This window comes from Chromobacterium haemolyticum DSM 19808 (genome assembly GCF_000711885.1).
GTDB classification, from domain to species: Bacteria; Pseudomonadota; Gammaproteobacteria; order Burkholderiales; family Chromobacteriaceae; genus Chromobacterium; species Chromobacterium haemolyticum.
This window is the reverse complement of the sequence record NZ_JONK01000028.1, coordinates 37,294-54,703: the sequence shown is the minus strand read 5'-3', so window position 1 is coordinate 54,703 and position 17,410 is coordinate 37,294. Positions and strand designations below refer to the sequence as shown.

18 protein-coding genes are annotated in these 17,410 nt (G+C 67.6%); 14 read left to right on the top strand and 4 right to left on the bottom strand.

The window, feature by feature from the left end; genetic code table 11:
* Position 1: 1 nt before the first annotated feature.
* From BR71_RS15445 to BR71_RS15410, 8 genes are all read left to right on the top strand, one after another.
* Complete coding sequence (locus BR71_RS15445; protein ID WP_043639396.1) at positions 2–358, top strand: MmcQ/YjbR family DNA-binding protein; 357 nt, start codon at positions 2–4, stop codon at positions 356–358.
* A gap of 73 nt (positions 359–431) precedes the next feature.
* Entirely contained in the window at positions 432–848 is a 417-nt protein-coding gene (locus BR71_RS15440) for a CopD family protein (protein WP_043639393.1), read from the top strand.
* Between the two features lie 13 nt (positions 849–861).
* A complete protein-coding gene (locus tag BR71_RS15435; protein WP_043639390.1) occupies positions 862–1,332 on the top strand; it encodes a hypothetical protein in 471 nt (156 codons plus the stop codon).
* A 67-nt stretch (positions 1,333–1,399) separates the two neighbouring features.
* Positions 1,400–1,861: a CYTH domain-containing protein gene (locus tag BR71_RS15430; protein ID WP_043639386.1), complete on the top strand. Its 462-nt coding sequence runs from the start codon at positions 1,400–1,402 to the stop codon at positions 1,859–1,861.
* A 157-nt stretch (positions 1,862–2,018) separates the two neighbouring features.
* Positions 2,019–3,296, top strand: a complete 1,278-nt coding sequence (gene hemL / locus BR71_RS15425) for a glutamate-1-semialdehyde 2,1-aminomutase (protein ID WP_043639383.1) — start codon at positions 2,019–2,021, stop codon at positions 3,294–3,296.
* A 41-nt stretch (positions 3,297–3,337) separates the two neighbouring features.
* On the top strand, positions 3,338–6,064 hold the full coding sequence (locus BR71_RS15420) for a DEAD/DEAH box helicase (RefSeq protein WP_052370654.1): 2,727 nt from the start codon (positions 3,338–3,340) through the stop codon (positions 6,062–6,064).
* A 61-nt stretch (positions 6,065–6,125) separates the two neighbouring features.
* Positions 6,126–6,584: a hypothetical protein gene (locus BR71_RS15415; RefSeq protein ID WP_043639380.1), complete on the top strand. Its 459-nt coding sequence runs from the start codon at positions 6,126–6,128 to the stop codon at positions 6,582–6,584.
* Positions 6,571–7,326, top strand: a complete 756-nt coding sequence (locus BR71_RS15410) for a DUF2145 domain-containing protein (protein ID WP_244269649.1) — start codon at positions 6,571–6,573, stop codon at positions 7,324–7,326. The genes BR71_RS15415 and BR71_RS15410 overlap by 14 nt, the downstream gene beginning before the upstream one ends.
* 7 nt (positions 7,327–7,333) lie before the next feature.
* On the opposite strand, the gene BR71_RS15405 is transcribed toward BR71_RS15410, so the two are convergent.
* Positions 7,334–8,242 (bottom strand): DMT family transporter, encoded by a 909-nt coding sequence (locus BR71_RS15405; RefSeq protein ID WP_043639377.1) that lies wholly within the window; start codon positions 8,240–8,242, stop codon positions 7,334–7,336.
* A 97-nt stretch (positions 8,243–8,339) separates the two neighbouring features.
* Here BR71_RS15405 and BR71_RS15400 point away from each other — a divergent pair, with 97 nt between their 5' ends.
* Positions 8,340–9,203 (top strand): LysR family transcriptional regulator, encoded by an 864-nt coding sequence (locus BR71_RS15400; RefSeq protein ID WP_043639374.1) that lies wholly within the window; start codon positions 8,340–8,342, stop codon positions 9,201–9,203.
* A gap of 31 nt (positions 9,204–9,234) precedes the next feature.
* Here the strand turns inward: BR71_RS15400 and ppc are convergent, their stop codons facing one another.
* Positions 9,235–11,934, bottom strand: a complete 2,700-nt coding sequence (ppc, locus tag BR71_RS15395) for a phosphoenolpyruvate carboxylase (protein ID WP_043639371.1) — start codon at positions 11,932–11,934, stop codon at positions 9,235–9,237.
* A gap of 303 nt (positions 11,935–12,237) precedes the next feature.
* Here ppc and hemC point away from each other — a divergent pair, with 303 nt between their 5' ends.
* From hemC to BR71_RS15375, 4 genes are read left to right on the top strand one after another with little or no spacing between them, the layout of a single operon-like run.
* Positions 12,238–13,167 carry a hydroxymethylbilane synthase gene (hemC, locus tag BR71_RS15390; RefSeq protein ID WP_043639368.1) on the top strand — a complete coding sequence of 310 codons (930 nt, stop codon included), beginning with the start codon at positions 12,238–12,240 and terminating at the stop codon, positions 13,165–13,167.
* Between the two features lie 7 nt (positions 13,168–13,174).
* Positions 13,175–13,906 carry a uroporphyrinogen-III synthase gene (locus tag BR71_RS15385; protein WP_043639364.1) on the top strand — a complete coding sequence of 244 codons (732 nt, stop codon included), beginning with the start codon at positions 13,175–13,177 and terminating at the stop codon, positions 13,904–13,906.
* Positions 13,903–14,931, top strand: a complete 1,029-nt coding sequence (locus BR71_RS15380; RefSeq protein ID WP_019103563.1) for a uroporphyrinogen-III C-methyltransferase — start codon at positions 13,903–13,905, stop codon at positions 14,929–14,931. Before BR71_RS15385 ends, BR71_RS15380 begins: the two co-directional genes overlap by 4 nt.
* A 3-nt stretch (positions 14,932–14,934) precedes the next feature.
* The gene (locus BR71_RS15375) at positions 14,935–16,143 is read left to right on the top strand and encodes a heme biosynthesis protein HemY (protein ID WP_019103564.1); all 1,209 of its coding nucleotides are present in this window, start codon (positions 14,935–14,937) and stop codon (positions 16,141–16,143) included.
* Positions 16,144–16,212: 69 nt separating this feature from the next.
* Here the strand turns inward: BR71_RS15375 and BR71_RS15370 are convergent, their stop codons facing one another.
* Both BR71_RS15370 and cyaY read right to left on the bottom strand, forming a co-directional pair.
* On the bottom strand, positions 16,213–16,629 hold the full coding sequence (locus BR71_RS15370) for a YqaA family protein (protein WP_019103565.1): 417 nt from the start codon (positions 16,627–16,629) through the stop codon (positions 16,213–16,215).
* Positions 16,626–16,943 (bottom strand): iron donor protein CyaY, encoded by a 318-nt coding sequence (gene cyaY / locus BR71_RS15365; protein ID WP_043589353.1) that lies wholly within the window; start codon positions 16,941–16,943, stop codon positions 16,626–16,628. The genes BR71_RS15370 and cyaY overlap by 4 nt, the downstream gene beginning before the upstream one ends.
* 135 nt (positions 16,944–17,078) lie before the next feature.
* Here cyaY and lptM point away from each other — a divergent pair, with 135 nt between their 5' ends.
* Positions 17,079–17,285 carry an LPS translocon maturation chaperone LptM gene (gene lptM, locus BR71_RS15360; RefSeq protein ID WP_052370652.1) on the top strand — a complete coding sequence of 69 codons (207 nt, stop codon included), beginning with the start codon at positions 17,079–17,081 and terminating at the stop codon, positions 17,283–17,285.
* Positions 17,286–17,410 lie beyond the last annotated feature (125 nt).

Sequence of the window (17,410 nt, the reverse complement as noted above, 5' to 3'; positions counted from 1 at the left end):
CATGGCCTTGCGCAAAGAGGATGTGGACGCCCTGCTGGCCCAGGCCCGCGCCTTGCCGGGCGCGGAGTTCGACATCAAGTGGGAAACCCGGCGCGTGCTCAGCCTGGAACGCAAGATGTTCGCCCTGTTCCACGAGGATAACGTGATGTACAAAGTGGCCGCCGACGATTTTCTGGTCCTCAGCGGCCTGCCCGGCGTGCGGCCGGCGCCGTATCTGGCGCGGGCGCGCTGGATAGAAGTGTCGTCGCTGGAAGCGCTGAGCCTGGAACAGTTGCACGCGGGCATCGCCGATGCGCGCCGGCTGGTGCTGGCCAAGCTGCCCAAGGCCGTCAGACAACGCTACGAGGCCTCGGCGTGAACGCGCCCGGCCAAGCCCGGCTCCGCGCCGTCCATCGGTCCGCGAAAGCCCCCACTTCAGCGACAAAAACACCGTGAGCTACCTTTACCTGAAAGCCTTCCACATTTTCTTCGTGGTGTCCTGGTTCGCCGGGCTGTTTTACCTGCCGCGCCTCTATGTCAATCTGGCACTGGCGGAGCAGGATGCCGAATACCAGCGCCTGCTGCTGATGGCGCGCAAGCTCTATCGCTTCATGACCCCGCTGGGCGCGCTGGCGCTGGCCACCGGCCTTGGCCTGTGGCTGGGCTTCGGCATAGGCGGCGGCTGGCTGCACGCCAAGCTGACCTTGGTCTTGCTGCTGGTCGGCTATCACGGCTGGTGCGGCAAGCTCTACCGCGACTTCGCCGCCAAAACCAACCGCCGCAGCCATACCTGGTTCCGCGTGTTCAACGAACTGCCGGTGCTGGTATTGCTGGCGGTGGTGATTCTGGTGGTGGTCAAACCATTCTGAGGAGAGGGATCGCATGTGCAAATGGATTGCATTGTGGCTGGGCTGCCTGCCCGCTTGGGCCGCCACCCCGCTGCCGCCCAAACCGGCGCTGCCGCCGGAAGTGGTGGCCACGCTGCGCCGCGACGGCGCGGAGCTGCTGCGGCTGCCGATGTGCGTGGACGCCAAGGGCGCCTTCTCCGGGCAGCGCGAGGTGGGTGACGCCCTGCTCAGCATCGGCGGCACCGTCGCCGCGGTGCGCGCCCAGCACAAGCCGCTGCTGAACGCCAGCGTCAGCTGGAGCGATCAGGAGGGCAAGCGCGTGGTCAGCGCCCAGACCCTGATCGGGACGCAGCCGGAATTGGTGGGAAGCTGGCCACAGCGCAGCTCGCCTTACGGGCAAGCCAGCGGCGTCGAACAACAGCGCAGCAGCTTGTCGCTGTATCTGCAGATCTCGCCTCGGGCGGAAGCCTGCGGTAAACCCAAAGGCGAACAGATCGCCCATTAGAACCGGTTCAATGCCTGCCGCGCTTTGGCGATACGGCGTTGAACCGGCTCCTAGGAGTACGCATAAAATGGCAGTGGAAATCGAACGCCGCTTCATCGTCGTCGGCAACGACTGGCGCGGCCTGGCCCCCGGCGTGCAATACCGCCAGGGTTATCTATCGGTGGAAAAAGAGCGCACCGTGCGCGTGCGCGTGGTCGGCGATCAGGCTTGGCTGACGCTGAAAAGCAATATCAGCAACGTCAGCCGCCACGAATTCGAATACCCGGTACCGCTGGCCGACGCGCAAACCATCATGGGGGCGATGTGTCCGATGGTGGTGGACAAGCTGCGCCACCGCATCGAACACGGCGGCTTCATCTGGGAAGTGGACGAGTTCTTCGGCGACAACGCCGGACTGGTGCTGGCGGAAATAGAGCTGCCGGATGAGAGCACTCCCTTCGACAAGCCCGCTTGGATAGGCGAGGAAGTCACCGAGGACGGCCGCTACACCAACGCCTATCTGTCCAAGACCCCCTATAGCCGCTGGTAGCCTCCCCCAATCTTATCCACAGCACTCAGGCCGAGGTTTGACTTATCCACACCCTCCCGCCGTCGGCCTCGGTTAAAATAGCGGCTAAGCACGGGCTCCGCGCCCGCCCCAATCCGAACCTACATCCGCGGCCGCGGCCGCCCACAAGGAAACGCACATGTCCCGCAATCTGGAGCTGTTTGAACGTGGCAAGAAATCCATCCCCGGCGGCGTCAACTCGCCGGTGCGGGCCTTCGGCCAGGTCGGCGGCACGCCGCGCTTCGTCAAGCGCGCCGAAGGCGCCTATTTCTGGGACGCCGACGACAAACAGTATTTGGACTACGTCGGCTCCTGGGGTCCTGCCATCGTCGGCCACGCCCACCCGGACGTGGTGCGCGCGGTGCAGGAAGCGGCCGTCGGCGGCCTGTCCTTCGGCGCGCCCACCGAGGGCGAGGTGCTGATCGCCGAGGAAATCCGCAAGCTGCTGCCCTCGGTCGAGCAAGTTCGCCTGGTGTCCTCCGGCACCGAGGCCACCATGTCGGCGATCCGCCTGGCCCGCGGCTTCACCGGGCGCGACCTGATCGTCAAGTTCGAAGGCTGCTACCACGGCCACTCCGACAGCCTGTTGGTGAAGGCCGGCTCCGGCCTGCTCACCTTCGGCAACCCATCCTCCGGCGGCGTGCCGGCCGATTGCACCAAGCACACCCTGGTGCTGCAGTACAACGACGTCGAACAGTTGGACAAGACCTTCCGCGAAATCGGCGGCCAGATCGCCTGCGTGATCCTGGAACCGATCGCCGGCAATATGAATTTGATCCAGCCGTCGGCCGAGTTCGTCCAGGCGCTGCGCAGTCTGACCGAACAACACGGCGCGGTGCTGATCTACGACGAAGTGATGACCGGCTTCCGCGTGGCGCTGAACTGCGCCCAGGGCCTGCACGGCGTCAAGCCGGATCTGACCACGCTGGGCAAGGTGGTGGGCGGCGGCATGCCGCTGGCGGCTTTTGGCGGCCGCGCCGACATCATGGCCTGCATCGCGCCGCTGGGCAACGTCTACCAGGCCGGCACCCTGTCCGGCAACCCGCTGTCGGTGGCCGCCGGCCTGGCCACCCTCAAGCTGATCCAGCAGCCGGGCTTCCATGAAACGCTGGGCCGCCGCACCGCGCGCCTGGCCCAGGGCCTGGCCGACGCCGCGCGCGCGGCCGGCGTGACCATGAGCAGCGACAGCGTGGGCGGCATGTTCGGCTTCTACTTCAGCGAGCAAGCGCCCAAGTCCTACGCCGAAGCCACCCGTTGCGACATCGAACGCTTCAAGCGCTTCTTCCACGCGATGCTGGACGAAGGCGTCTACTTGGCGCCGTCCGCCTACGAGGCCGGCTTCGTCTCCAGCGCCCACAGCGAAGAGATCATCGAGCAAACCATTGCCGCCGCCGGCCGCGCGCTGAGCCGCGTTTAAACCTGAAAGCCGCCGCGTTCCGCGCGGCGGCGCCTTCCCGCATGCCCCTCTCCCCCACCCGCCTGGCCTGGCGGCTGCGCGTCGAAGCCTCCGGCGTCGAGCTGCAGCCCTGCGCGCAAACACGAGGCCCCGACGGCTATGGCCGCGGCCGGCGCTTGCCGCTGGCCCGACTGCTGGCGGAGCAAGACAACCTGGACTGGCTCAGCGGCCAGGACCGGCTGATCCTGCCCGCGCTGGCCGCCTTGCAGGCCGACATCGCCGCCGACGGCCATGCGGCGCTGGACGCACTCGCCGCGCTGCCGCTGCTGGTCGGCCACCCGGCGCTGTACTGGGCCGACGCGCCGGAACAGCCGCTGCGGATGGAAGCCGGCCAAGTGGCGCTGGAACTGGAGCGCCAGGGCGAACAGATCACGCTGCGGCTGAGCCCGCCCGGCATCGCCGCCTGTGCCGGCGTGCTGTGGCGCAAGCTCACGCCGGACCGGCTCGCGGTCTACCGGCTGGACGAGGAAGTGCGCCAGATTGCCGCCCTGCTCGGCCACAGTCTGAGCCTGCCCTGGCACGCCCGCAAGAAAGTACTGGACGCCATCCGCGACATCGCGCCGGACTTGCCCTTGCACGACGTCAGCGCCAGCTTCGACGACAGCCTGCCCAGCCAGCCGGCCGACGCCACGCTGCGCGCGCTGCTGCGGCTGGACGACGCCGGCCTGCGGCTGCAGCTGAAAGTGCGCCCGCACCCGGCCAGCGCACTGTACGCGCCCGGCCGCGGCGCGCCCGGCCTGGTGGTTAGCGTGGACGGCGCCGCGCAGCAGCTCAAGCGCGACCTTGCCGCCGAACGCGCCCGCCAGCGCAGGGTTCACGCCGCCTGCCCAACCCTGGCCGCCGCCCGCCGCGACGGCGACGAATGGGTGGTGGACGGCCAGCAGACGGCGCTGGACCTGTTGGCCGAATTGCAGACGCTGGACGCCGACACCCTGCAATGCGAATGGCCGTCCGGCCAGCGCCAGCGCATCCGCGCCGGCGTCGGCCTGCCGCAACTGAAACTAAGCGCCAAACGCAAGGGCGGCTGGCTGGAAGTGGACGGCGAACTGGGGCTGGACGATGGCAACATTCTGGCGCTGCGCCACCTGCTGGAGGCGCTGGCCGGCCAATCCGGCCGCTACCTGCGCCTATCCGACGGCGACTGGCTGGCGCTGTCCGACTCCCTGGCCGCCCGCCTGCGGCAACTGACGCTGCTGGCCGACCACGCCGGGCCCGGCGGCCTGCGCCTGAGCCCGCTGGCCGCGCCCCGGCTGGGCGAACTGGCGGCCGAGGCCGGCGCCTTCGACGGCGACGCGGGCTGGAATGAACAATGGCGGCGGCTGCAATCGCTGCAAAACTTCGAACCCGAAGTGCCGGCCGGCTTGCGCGCCACGCTGCGGCCTTACCAGCTGCAAGGCTACAACTGGCTGGCGCGGCTGGCCCACTGGGGCGCCGGCGCCTGCCTCGCCGACGATATGGGCCTGGGCAAGACGGTGCAGACGCTGGCGCTCCTGCTCAGTCGCGCCGCGCTCGGCCCGCAGTTGGTGGTAGCGCCCACTTCAGTGGCGCTGAACTGGCTGGCCGAAGCCGCCCGCTTCGCGCCCGGGCTGCGGCTGCTCCCCTACCAACAACACAGACGGCTGGACGCCGCCGGCCCCGGCGATCTGGTGGTCGCCAGCTACGGTCTGCTGCAGCGCGACGCCGACGCCTTCGCCGACTTGCGCTGGGCCAGCGTGGTGCTGGACGAGGCGCAGGCGATCAAAAACGCCGCCAGCCAGCGCGCGCAGGCCGCCCACGCGCTCTACGCCGATTTCCGCCTGGCCGCCAGCGGCACCCCGGTGGAAAACCATCTGGGCGAATTGTGGAGCCTGTTCCGCTTCGTCGCGCCCGGCCTGCTGGGCAGCGAGGACAAATTCCAGCAGCGCTTCGCCCAACCCATCGCCGACGGCGACGAGGACGCCCGCGAAGCGCTGAAAGCGCTGATCCGCCCCTATCTGCTGCGCCGCACCAAGCAACAGGTACTGACCGAGCTGCCGCCGCGCACCGACATCACCCGCGCCATCCCGCTGAGCGAGGCGGAAATGGAGGTTTACGAGGCGATGCGCCAGCAGGCGCTGGACAAGCTGGGCCAGCCGGGCGAAGCCGAGGGCGGCGCGATGCAGGTGCTGGCCGAACTGACCCGGCTGCGCCGCTTCTGCTGCCACCCGACGCTGACCCAGCCGGACAGCGCCTTGCCCTCCTCCAAGCAGGCGCTGTTCCGCGAACTGATGCTGGAACTACTGGACAACGGCCACAAGGCGCTGGTGTTCAGCCAATTCGTCGACCACCTCGCCATCGTCCGCCAGTGGCTGGACGAACAGGGCATCCGCTACCAATACCTGGACGGCGCGGTGCCCGGCGCGCAACGCAAGGCGCGCATGGACGCGTTCCAGGCCGGCGACGGCGACGTATTCCTGATCAGCCTGAAAGCCGGCGGCACCGGCCTCAACCTGACCGCCGCCGACTACGTGATCCACCTCGATCCGTGGTGGAACCCGGCGGTGGAGGATCAAGCCAGCGACCGCGCCTACCGCATGGGCCAGCAGCGGCCGGTCACGGTGTACCGGCTAGTGGCCCAGCACACCATAGAAGAAAAAATCGTGGCGCTGCATGCCAGCAAGCGCGAGCTGGCCGACAGCCTGCTGGACGGCGGCGATCTCAGCGCGCGGCTGGACGGCGCGGCGCTGTTGGCACTATTGCGCCAAAGCTGAGCATTGCCCTTTCGTCATAAAATGGGCAAGCTGGCGTCATTTCCGTGATCCAGGATTATCCATGCTCAAAGCCCTCCTGCTATCCAGCCTGCTGCTGTCCGCGCTGCCCGCCTGGGCCGGCCTGTCCCAGACTGACACCGCCTCCGAGAAAATCTCCGTCGGCACCCTGTCCATCGTCACCGCCCCGGCAATCAGCGTGGCCGGCAGCGCCCAGGGCAAGGGCGAATCGCTGCTGGCTCCGGTGCTGGCGGTCACCGGCAGCGCCTATGTGATCACCGGCCTGGCCCAAGGCGCCGGCGACACCGTCAAGATGTCGCTGGACGCGGTGCAAGGCGGCGCCAAGCTGGTGGTGGAATTATCCGGCAAGGCGCTGAAAGCCACCGGCGCGGCGGTCGGCGCCTCGGTGCAAGTGAGCGCGGTGGCCAGCGGCACCATGCTGGTCACCTCCGGCAAAGTGCTGGCCTTCATCCCCAACAAGCTGGGCGAGACCCTTCTGGAGCACAACCGTGTCCCGTCCTGACGCTCTGCCCGCCCGTCTCGCCGGCCTCGGCCTGGCGCTCTGCCTGCTGCTGCCGCAAGCCGCTCTGGCCGGCCGCAGCTGCGAGGAGCAAACCATCACCCCGGCCACCTTCGGCAAGGCGATGGCCGCCGCCGAACAACTGCGGCAAAAGCTGGACGCCAGCGGCGGCGACGTTGCGGTGATCGGCCGCGTCGGCCAGGACCTGTCGCGCTTCAAGCTGCGCTACACCCATGTCGGCATTGCTTACCGCCAAGCGGAAGGCCGCTGGCGCGTCGCCCACCTGCTCAACGACTGCGGCAGCGCCAGCTCCGACCTGTGGTACGAGGGCCTGGGCAACTTCTTCCTCGACGATATGCATTCCTTCGAGTCGGTGGCGCTGCTGCGCGAACTGCACACCCCGCAGTACAGCCTGCTGGCCTATCCCTTCGCCACCCGCTACGAAAACTCCAACACCTGGGTGCTGGAAACGCTGGCGGCCTCGGCCAGCCAGGAAGCCCGCATCGCCAACCGCGCACAGGCGCAGATGTGGCTGAAGCTCAACGGCTACGCGCCCTCGGAACTCAAGCTGGGGCCGCTGACGCGGCTGGGGGGGCGCATGTTCAAGGCCAATGTCGCCTTCGACGACCACCCCAACGAGATGCGCTACGCCGACCGCATCCAGACCGTGACCGTGGATTCGGTGATGAACTTCCTGCAGGCCCGCAACGAAGGCTGGCAGGTGCTGGAAATCCCCGCGCCCTGAATGGAGCTCAGCGCGCGCCGCACGCCGCCGGCACCGCCTCCGCGACGGCGGCCGGCTGGCGCGCCGCCAGCCACGCGCCCAGGCTGACGCATGCCAGGCCGGCGGCCAGATAGCCGGTCAGCGGCTCATTCAACAAGGACGCCGCCAGCAAGCCGGCCAAGACCGGAATCAAGGCGAACAACATCCCCACCCGCACCGCCCCCAGCGCCGCGATCGCGCGCAGATACAGCAGCATCGCCACAATGGCCGCCGCCCCGCCCTGATAGGCGGCCTGGAACAGCAGAGTCGGCCAAGACGCCGCCGCCAGATGTTTGGGCAGCCACAGCAGATAGACGGGCAGATAAATCAGCGCCGCCATGATGGTGATCGCCCGCGTCAGCGGCCAGGCCGGATAAGCCCAACGCCGCGCCAGCACCCCGAAAGCCGCCCAGCTCACAGAAGCCAGCAATAGCAGCAGATCGCCCTTCCAACTGTCGCCGCCGGCGCCGCTGAACAGGGGCCGCGCGCTCAAGGCCAGGCCGGCGCCTATCAACGCGTAACCGGGCAGCTTGTGGCGCTGCAGGCGCTCCCCGGCCAGCAGCCAGGCGAACAAGGCCACCAGGAAGGGCTGCATGCCCGGCAGCAACAGGCCGCCATGCGCCGCCGGCGCGTATTTGAAGCCGCTGTAGGCGAACAGGCTGACGCCCAGGCCGCCCAGCAGGGTCAGCAGCCACAGCCGTGCATCGCGCAAGGCGCCGCGTGGCAGACCGCCGCACAGCAGCAGGATCAGCGCGGCGACACCGACGCGCAGCGCCAGCATGTCGGTGCCGGCCAGCGCGCTCTTGCCGCCAAGGCGCGACACCAGGTTGAAGCCGGTCCAGATGGCGACGGCGCCGAAGGCGGCCAGATAGCCCTGGCGCAGGGAAAGGGTGGACATGTTCACGCTCCGGGAATGGGAATGCTTGCATGCTAGCCCGCGCACGTCATTCTAAAAAATGAATTATTATGATTCAGATAATCTCTTGGAGAGAACGATGGAATTGGACGAACTGCGCATTTTCCAGGCGGTGCTGCAAGAAGACGGCGTGACGCGCGCCGCCGCCCGGCTACACCGGGTGCAATCCAATGTCACCACCCGGCTTCGGCAGCTGGAGGACAAGCTGGGCGTGCCGCTGTTCCTGCGAGAAGGCAAGAAGCTGATCCCCACCGAGGCCGGCCGCCGGCTGGGCGACTACGCCGAGCGGCTGCTGAGCCTAGCCGAAGAAGCGCGCCAGGCGGTGGCCAGCGCGGAGCCGGCCGGCAGCCTGCGGCTGGGCGCGATGGAAAGCACCGCCGCCTCGCGGCTGGCGCCGGTGCTGGCCGCCTACCACCGCCGCTATCCGGCGGTGCAGCTGGAACTGCAGGCCGGCGTTTCCAACGACTTGCGGCGCGCGGTGCTGGAAGGCCGGCTGGACGCGGCGCTGATCAGCGGCCCGGCCGGCGACGAACGTCTGGACGAAGCATTGGTGTTCGAGGAAACCATCGTGCTGGTGGCCGCCGCCGGCCAGCGCGAGCTGTCGCTGCGCCTGTTGGGCGAGACCACGCTGCTAACCTTCGGCCACGGCTGCGCCTATCGCCAGCGGCTGGAAGCCTGGATGCAGCGCCAGGGCGTACAGCCGCGCCGCCTGGTGGAGCTGGGCTCCTACCACGCCATGCTCAGCTGCGTCGCCAGCGGCATGGGGCTGGCGCTGCTGCCGCAAAGCCTGCTGGACAGCATGCCGCTGATGGCGGCCCAGGTGTCCACCCATCCGCTGCCGGCGGACCTGGGCCAGGCCCAGACCACGCTGATCCGCCGCCGCGGACTGCGCCAGCCGGCGCTGGACGCCCTGCAACGGCTGCTGTTGGGCTTGGAAAGCTAGAGCGGCACGCTGCGCGGCGACGGGCCTGGCCTCAGCCGCTGTTGCGCAGGCCGGCCGAAGTGCCGTTGATGGTCAGGTGGATTGCGTACAAGGCCTCGGCGTCGTCCGGCTGGTGGCGCAGCCGGCTCAGCAGCTCCGCCTGCAACAGGCCCAGCGCGTCCAGATACGGCAAGCGCGTTTCCAGGCTGCGATGCAGCGTCGGGTTCTTTTCCAGCAACGCGCTCTGGCCGGTAATGGCGTAGAAAGCGTCCAGCGTAGCCTGCCACTCCGCCTGGATGCGGCCGAACAGGGCCTCGGCCAATGCGCGGTCCTCCACTAGGCCGGCAAAGCGGCGAGCGATGCCCAGGTCGGCCTTGGCCAGCACCTGCTCCATATTGGACAGCACCACCTGAAAGAACGGCGAACTGCGGTACAGGCTTTGCAGACGGGCGCGTCCGGCTTCGCCGTGACGCTCGATAAAAGCGCGCACCGCCGAGCCGACACCGAACCAGCCGGGCAGCATCACCCGCGATTGCGACCAGGAGAACACCCAGGGAATGGCGCGCAGGTCTTTGATCGAGGCCAGGCTTTTGCGCGACGCCGGCCGGCTGCCGATGTTGAGCTTGGCGATGGCGTTGATCGGCGTCGCCTCCAGGAAGTACTGCATGAAGCCCGGCGCTTCCACCAGTTCGCGGTAGGCGCGATAGGCTGCGTCCGACAACTCGTCAAACACGGTCTCGTCGGTCTCGCAGCTGGCGCAGCCGCTAAGGCTGGCTTCCAGCGTCGCCGCCACCAGGGCTTCCAGGTTGCGGCCGCCGATGGCCGGGTCCGAATACTTGGACGCGATCACCTCGCCCTGCTCGGTGATGCGGATACGCCCGGCCACGCTGCCGGCCGGCTGCGCCATGATGGCCTCGAACGAGGGGCCGCCGCCGCGGCCCACCGAGCCGCCGCGGCCATGGAACAAGCGCAGCTTGACCCGGCCGTCGGCAAAGCAGCGCACCAAACGCTTCTCTGCCTGATAGAGCTGCCATTGGCTGGTCAGATAGCCGCCGTCCTTGTTGCTGTCGGAATAGCCCAGCATCACTTCCTGCATGCGGCCGCGGCTGTCCAGCAACTGCTGATACCACGGCAAGGCGAACAGGGCCGTCATCACCTGGGCGCTTCGGTCCAGGTCGGCAATGGTTTCGAACAAAGGCACCAGGTTGACGCTGGAGCGCGGCTGCCCGTCCACCAGCCGGATCATGCCGGCTTCTTTCAACAGCAGCGCCAGCGCCAGCATGTCGCTGACCTGAGCGCAGTTGGAGATGATGCTCTGGCCGATGGCGTCGGCGCCGAACTGCCGCTGGATCAAGGCCGCCTCGCGGAAGATCGCCAGTTCCTTCTCGGTTTCGGCGCTGTAGTCCAGATAGGGCGAATACAGCAGCCGCGGCGTGGCCAGCTCGCGCAGCAACACGCGGCTTCGCGCCGCCTCGTCCAGCGCGGCGAACTCCTCCAGCCCGGCGCGGGCGAACAGCTCGCCCACCACCGCTTCGTGGCTGCCGGCGAACTGGCGCAGGTCCAACGGCATCAGGAAGAAACCGAACACGTCCACCGCGCGAATCAGCTCCGCCAGCCGACCGTCGGCCAGCGCCGCGCTGCCGTGTTCGCGCAGCGAAGCGTCCAGCAAGGCGAGGTCAGCCTGGAATTCGGCCTGGTCGGCATAAGGCCTGCCAGCCGGCCAACGGCCGCTCAGGCTCACGCCCAGCTGCAGGCCGGTGGCCAACACCCGCGACTCCATCGCCGCCAGCGCGCGCCGATACGGCTCTTCGCGGCGGCTTTCCTCCTGATCCGGGGTCAGCGCCGCCAAGGCGACCAAGGCCGGGCTGACGCCGACCAGGCGTTGCGACAGCGACAGTTCGCGGTACAGCGCCGCCAGTTCGTACAGATAATGTTCAAACGCCACCTGAGCCTGGCGCGTCACCGCGTGGCGCAGCACCGCGGCGTCGACATTGGGGTTGCCGTCGCGGTCGCCGCCTATCCAACTACCGACGCGAATGAAGGACGACAGCGGCGTTGTCTGGCCCCAGGTGGCTTCGATCTGCCGGTCCAAGCGCTGATACAGCGCCGGCAAGGCCTGGAAGAAGGTCAGCGGGTGATAGGCGACGCCGTTTTCGATCTCATCCTTGACCGCCAGCTTGAAGTGGCGGATTTCCGAGGTCTGCCACAGCGCCACGATCACGCGCTTGAGCTTGGCCTCCAGTTCCTCCTCCTCTTCCGGCGTCAGGTCCGCCGCCGCCAGCTTGCCCAGAAAACGGCGCACCGCGCGGTGGCCGTCCAGCACGCTCTGGCGCTGCACCTCGGTGGGATGCGCGGTGAGGATGGCGCCGACATAGGCGTCGCGCAGGGTGTCGGCCAGCATGGCGATGCTGACGCCGTCGGCCTTCAACTTGCCCAGCGCGCGCGACAGGCTGCCCTGCTGCGGCGCGGAGCCGGCCTGCCGGTGGGCCCGGCGGCGGCGCACATGGTGCAGGTCCTCTGCGATGTTGAACAGTTGGGCGTACAGGCCGCAGGCGCGCACCAGCGCCATCGCCGCAGCCGGGCTCAACTCCGCCGCCAAGGGCTGGCTGCGTTCCTCGGCGCTGCGGCCGGCGATGGCGCGCACTTCGGCGTAGACCTCGGGGCCGGCCTGTTCGCTCAACACCTCGGCCAGCGCGCGGTCCAGGCGGGCCAAATCGGCGCGCAGCGGCAGGTCCTTGTCTAAATCGCTCATTCGGTATTCCTTGATGGTGACGGGCGGCTTGGCCGCTCCCGGTTTTTGAATCGGCTCAAGGCAACGCGGCCGCTGGCGTCGCTGGCTTCAGGCGATTCGTTTCGCATGCAAAACATCATAGGCAGGCTTGCCGCTGTAGTGGCAACACTACTGTCATTTAACCCTTTAGATCTTGACCTGAGTGCGCATTGCGCAACATCAAGCTTTGCGCCGCCGCCCCGGCGACGCCGCGGCGCTGTGCGCCGGGCGGGCATGCTAGAATGCCCGCCATCCAAGCACATAGTCCGATCGGGAACCGGTTTCATGGACAAAATCGTCATCGCCAGCCGCGAGAGCCGGCTGGCCATGTGGCAGGCCGAACACATCCAGGCCCGGCTGCAAGCGCTCTATCCCCACCTCAGCGTGGACATCCTGGGCATGACCACCCAGGGCGACCAGATTCTGGACAAGACCCTGTCCAAAATCGGCGGCAAAGGCCTGTTCGTCAAAGAATTGGAAGTAGCGCTGGCCGAAGGCCGCGCGGACCTGGCGGTACATTCAATCAAGGATGTGCCGATGGTGCTGCCGGAAGGCTTCGCGCTGGCGGCGATATGCGAGCGCGAAGATCCGCGCGACGCGCTGGTGTCCGCCCGCTACGCGGACCTGTCGGAACTGCCGGACGGCGCGGTGGTGGGCACCTCCAGCCTGCGCCGCGAATCGCAGATCCGCGCCCGCTATCCGCGGCTGGTGGTCAAGCCGCTGCGCGGCAACGTGCAAACCCGGCTGCGCAAGCTGGATGACGGCGAGTACGACGCCATCATCCTGGCCGCCGCCGGCCTCAAGCGCCTGGGCCTCTCCGAGCGCATCCGCAAGGAGCTGCCGCCGTCGGAAAGCCTGCCGGCCGCCGGACAAGGCGCGCTGGGCATCGAGATCCGCGCCGACCGCGCCGACCTGATGCAGCTGCTCGCGCCGCTGAACCACGCCGCCACTCACTCCTGTGTCAGCGCCGAACGCGCGCTGGCGCGCGAGCTGGGCGGCAGTTGCCAAGTGCCGCTGGGCGCCTTCGCCACCCTCAACGAGGGCACGCTGGCGCTGGGCGGCTTCGTCGCCAGCCCGGACGGTTCCGTGATGTTGACCGCCAGCGCCAGCGCCCCGGCCGATTACGCCGACGCGCTGGGCCGCGCTGTGGCCAAAAAGCTGCTGGACGACGGCGCCGGCCCGCTGATTGAAGCGGTGCTGGCCGACCCGCGCTGAGACGACGATGCCGCGCGTCCTGGTCGCCCGCCCGCAAGCGCAAAGCGCCGAGCTGCTGCGTCTGCTCGCCGCAGCGGGTTTCGACGCCGGCCATCTGCCGCTGATGGAAATCGCGCCGCAGCCAGACGCGCTGGCCGCTTTGCCTGGGCAAGCGACGGCGGCGAGTTGCCTGATTTTCGTCAGCCCCAGCGCCATAGACCAGGCCTGGCCGGCGCTGCAAACGCTGGACCTAGCCGATAAGCGGCTGGTTTGCGTCGGCCGCGCCAGCGCCGCCAAATTGGCCGCGCTCAGCGGCAGGCCGGTGCTGCACCCAACCGAGGGCAGCGACAGCGAAGCCTTGCTGGCCTTGCCTGAACTGGCCGATATGCGCGGGCAACGTACGCTCATCGTGCGCGGCGTCGGCGGCAGGCCCCTACTGGCGCAAAGCCTGGCCGCGCGGGGCGCGGCGGTGGAGTTCGCCGAGATCTACCGCCGACTGGACGGCGCGCCGGACTGGGCGGCCTTCGACCGCGCGCCTCCGGACGCCGTGATCGTCACTTCCGGCGAAATCGTAGAGCAATTGTTCCGTCTCGCTGGCCCCAGTCGAATCAGGACGTTACAATGCTTGCTGTATTGCGTGCCGCATCCGCGCGTTGCCGACCGGCTCGCCGCGCAAGGCGCGACGCGCATCATGACAACCCGGGCCGAAGACAGCGCACTGGTCGCCGGCCTTAAAAAATGGTTCTGTCGTCACCCATGAGCGAATCCCAGATCACCGAAACCGCCAAACCCGAGTCCAAGAAATCGCTGAGTCCGGCCCTGCTGATCGCCATCGCCGCGCTGGGCGTGTCCGGCTGGCAGTACTTCAGCACCCAGCAGGAACTGACCGCCGCCCGCCAGGAACTGGCGCGCCGGCTGGCCGAAGGCAGCGGATCCGCTAAGGAACTGCGCGCGATGACCGAGCAGGCGATCAGCGCCAACCGCGCCACCGAAGGCCGTCTGGCGTTGATGGAGGCCCGCGTCAACGAATCCGCCGGCCAATACGCGACGCTGAACGGCATGTACCAGGAACTGACCAAGAACCGCACCGACTGGTTGCTGTCCGAGGTGGAGCACACCCTGGCCATCGCCAGCCAGCAGCTGCAACTGGCCGGTAACGTGCCGGCCGCCGTGTCCGCGCTGGAGATGGTGGACGCGCGCCTGGCCAAATTCGACCGCCCGCAATTGATCGGCGTGAAAAAAGCGGTGGCCACCGACCTGGAAAAACTCAAGGCCCTGCCCTATCTGGACAGCGTCGGGCTCACCGTGAAGCTGGACCGGCTGATGCTGTCCTCCGACAGCCTGCCGCTGGCGGTGGACGCTCACCGGCTGGCCAGCCAGAAGCCGCAGGCCAAGGCGGCGACGGCGGCCAGCGCGCCGCTGTGGGAGCGCCTGGTGGCCGACGTCAGCAAGAGCCTGGGCGAGCTGATCCACATCCGCCGCATGGACAAGCCGGAAGCGCTGTTGCTGTCGCCGGAGCAGGCTTTCTTCCTGCGGGAAAACTTGAAAATGCGTCTGCTGGACGCTCGTCTGGCGTTGATCCAGCGCGACGGCAAGACCTTCGCCGCCGACATCGTGGCCGCGCGCAGCTATGTGCAGCGCTACTTCGACCGCGACGCGCCGGCCGTCACCCAATGGCTGGGCACGCTGGGCGAACTGGAAAGCGCGCCGCTGGACGTGGCGCTGCCGGATATGAACGCCAGCCTCAAATCGGTGCGCGACGCCCAAGGCGCGGCAGGAGAATAAACCGTGAAATTCGCCTTGTGGATTACCGGGCTATTTGCCCTCGCGGTGCTGGTCGGCCTGGCCGCCACCCTGAACACCGGCTACGCCATCCTGTTTCTGCCGCCGTATCGGATGGAGGTGTCGTTCAACCTGCTGATCGTATCGGTGGTGGTGCTGATTTTCGTGGTGCATCTGGTGCTGCGCATGGTGGCGGTGGCCGCCAATCTGCCAGCGGAAGTGCGCCGCTTCCAACGCCAGAAGAAGCTGAAAGCCTCCCGCCACGCGCTGCGTGAAGCCGGCATCTCCTACTTTGAAGGCCGCTTCCAGAAAGCCGAGCGCGAAGCCAGCAAGTCGCTGGACGACGAATACTCGCCGGAAAACAAGGCCCTGGCCCTGCTGATCGCCGCCCGCTCCGCCGGCGCCGCCGGCGACCTGGACAAACGCGACGGCTATCTGGCGCAGCTGGACGCCATGCCGCCGCGGCTGCAACTGGCGCGCCATATGCTGGACGCCGAGCTGAAGCTGGAAGCCAAGGACCCGCTGGGCGCCTTGGCCGCCATCGAACGCGCGCGCGCGCTGTCGCCCAATCTGACCAACGCCTTGCGGCTGGAATTGAAAGTCCGCTTGCTGCAGAAACAGCCGGAAGCGGTGCTGGCGCTGACCGAGAAACTGCTCAAGGCCGACGCGCTGGAGCCGGAACAGGCGCGGCGTTATCGCTTGGCCGCCTATCAGCAACAGCTGGTCACCCTGCTGGGCGGCCAGGAAATCCGCGACTGGCTGCGCCGCATCCCGGAAGCCGAGCGCAGCAATCCACAGTTGATGGACCAAGTGGTGGCGCGGCTGATCGTGTTGCAGGACTACGATTACGCCGCCACCCTGCTGGCCGGCGCGCTGGCCAACGACGATCACGACACCCCGGAGCTGTCCCGCGAGTTGGGCAAGCTGGCCGAGCACCTGAGCGAGGATAAACGCCTGGAGCTGCTGAAAACCGCGGAAAACTGGCTGAAGAAGCGGCCGCGCGACCACTGGCTGCTGATGGCCTTGGGCCGGCTGGCCTTGTGCCAGCAGCTTTGGGGCAAGGCGCAAAGCTATCTGGAAGCAAGCGCTTCGATCTCGCCGACGCTGTGCGCCCACGCCGAACTGGCGCGGCTGTTCGAAGCCACCGGCAAGGAAGAGCTGGCGGCTCAGCATTACAACAAGAGCCTGGAACTGGCGCTGAAGCAGGGCTGCTGATTCCGCACGCTTGATACAAAAAAGGACATGCTCCCGCATGTCCTTTTTTTATTGCCTTGTTATGCCCTCTCAACTCGACAGCAGCAGCACGCCCCAGGCCAGCGCCAGATAGCGCGCCGCCTTGCCAAGGGTCAACCACAAAATGCTGGACCACCAGGGCAGACGCAGCCAACCCGCGGCCAGCGGAATCGCGTCGCCAACCACCGGCAGCCAGGACAAGACCAGCACCGCCGGGCCGAAGCGCTGGAACCAGCCGGCCAGCCTCGGCGGCAACTCCTTGCGCGGCGCCAACCTCCCCAGCCACAGGCTAGTGACGCTGCCGGCGGTATTGGCCACCGTGGCCACCAGCAGGGCCGGCCACAGCCAGTCCGGCCATTTGTACAGAAAAGCGGACAACGCCAGCTCGGAATTACCGGGCAAAATGGTGGACGAGGTGAAGGCAGACACCGCCAACCCGCCCAGCCCCAGCCACACCAAGTGGCTCATTCATCAAACTCTATGGTTTCGCCGCAGGCGGCGGCGATGGCGGCACTGAGGGTGGAGAAGAATTCCGAGCCGTCGCGCGCGGCGATCCAGCGGCCGTCGCGGAAGGCGAAGTGGTAGCCGCCGCTCTTGGCCGCTATCCACAATTCCTGATTGGCGGTGTGGCGGTTGACGATGATCTTGGCGCCGTCGCTGAACTCGATATCCAGCACATTGCCGGACACCAGATAGTCGGCGTCCAGATCATTGTCGTCGATGGCGGCTTCGATGCGCGTGAAGATGGCGTCGGTGTGCCGCAGAAATTCGGTTTCGTTCATTGCGCTTTCCCGTTGAATGACGGCCTGGACGCCGTCTTGGCGCGGCTCAGGCCTTGATCGCCGGGCGCAACGTAATCACACGGCGCGCCGCAGCTTTGCTAGTATCGGGATTTTGCCACATTGGAACTCATTCGTATGCGCACCTTGCTGGCTTGTGCAAGCCTGACCCTGTTCTTGGCCGCCTGCGGCTTCAAAGGCCCGCTGTATTTGCCCGCCCCCGCAGCCAAGCCGGCCGCCGCCGCGCCCGCCGCCAAACCCGCGGTCAAGGCCGACGCCTCCTCCCCTCGCGCCGCGGCAGAGTCCGCCTCTCCCGCCTCTCCCGCCTCTCCCGCCTCTCGCTGACGGCTCCCGCCGCGCTTCCGGGCGGTGCGGCGACAGCGTAAAATGCTGAAGACATATTGATATTCCCACGCGGTTTCCTGCACATCAGTCATATCCTTTACACTCAAAGGCTGTATCTGCAGATA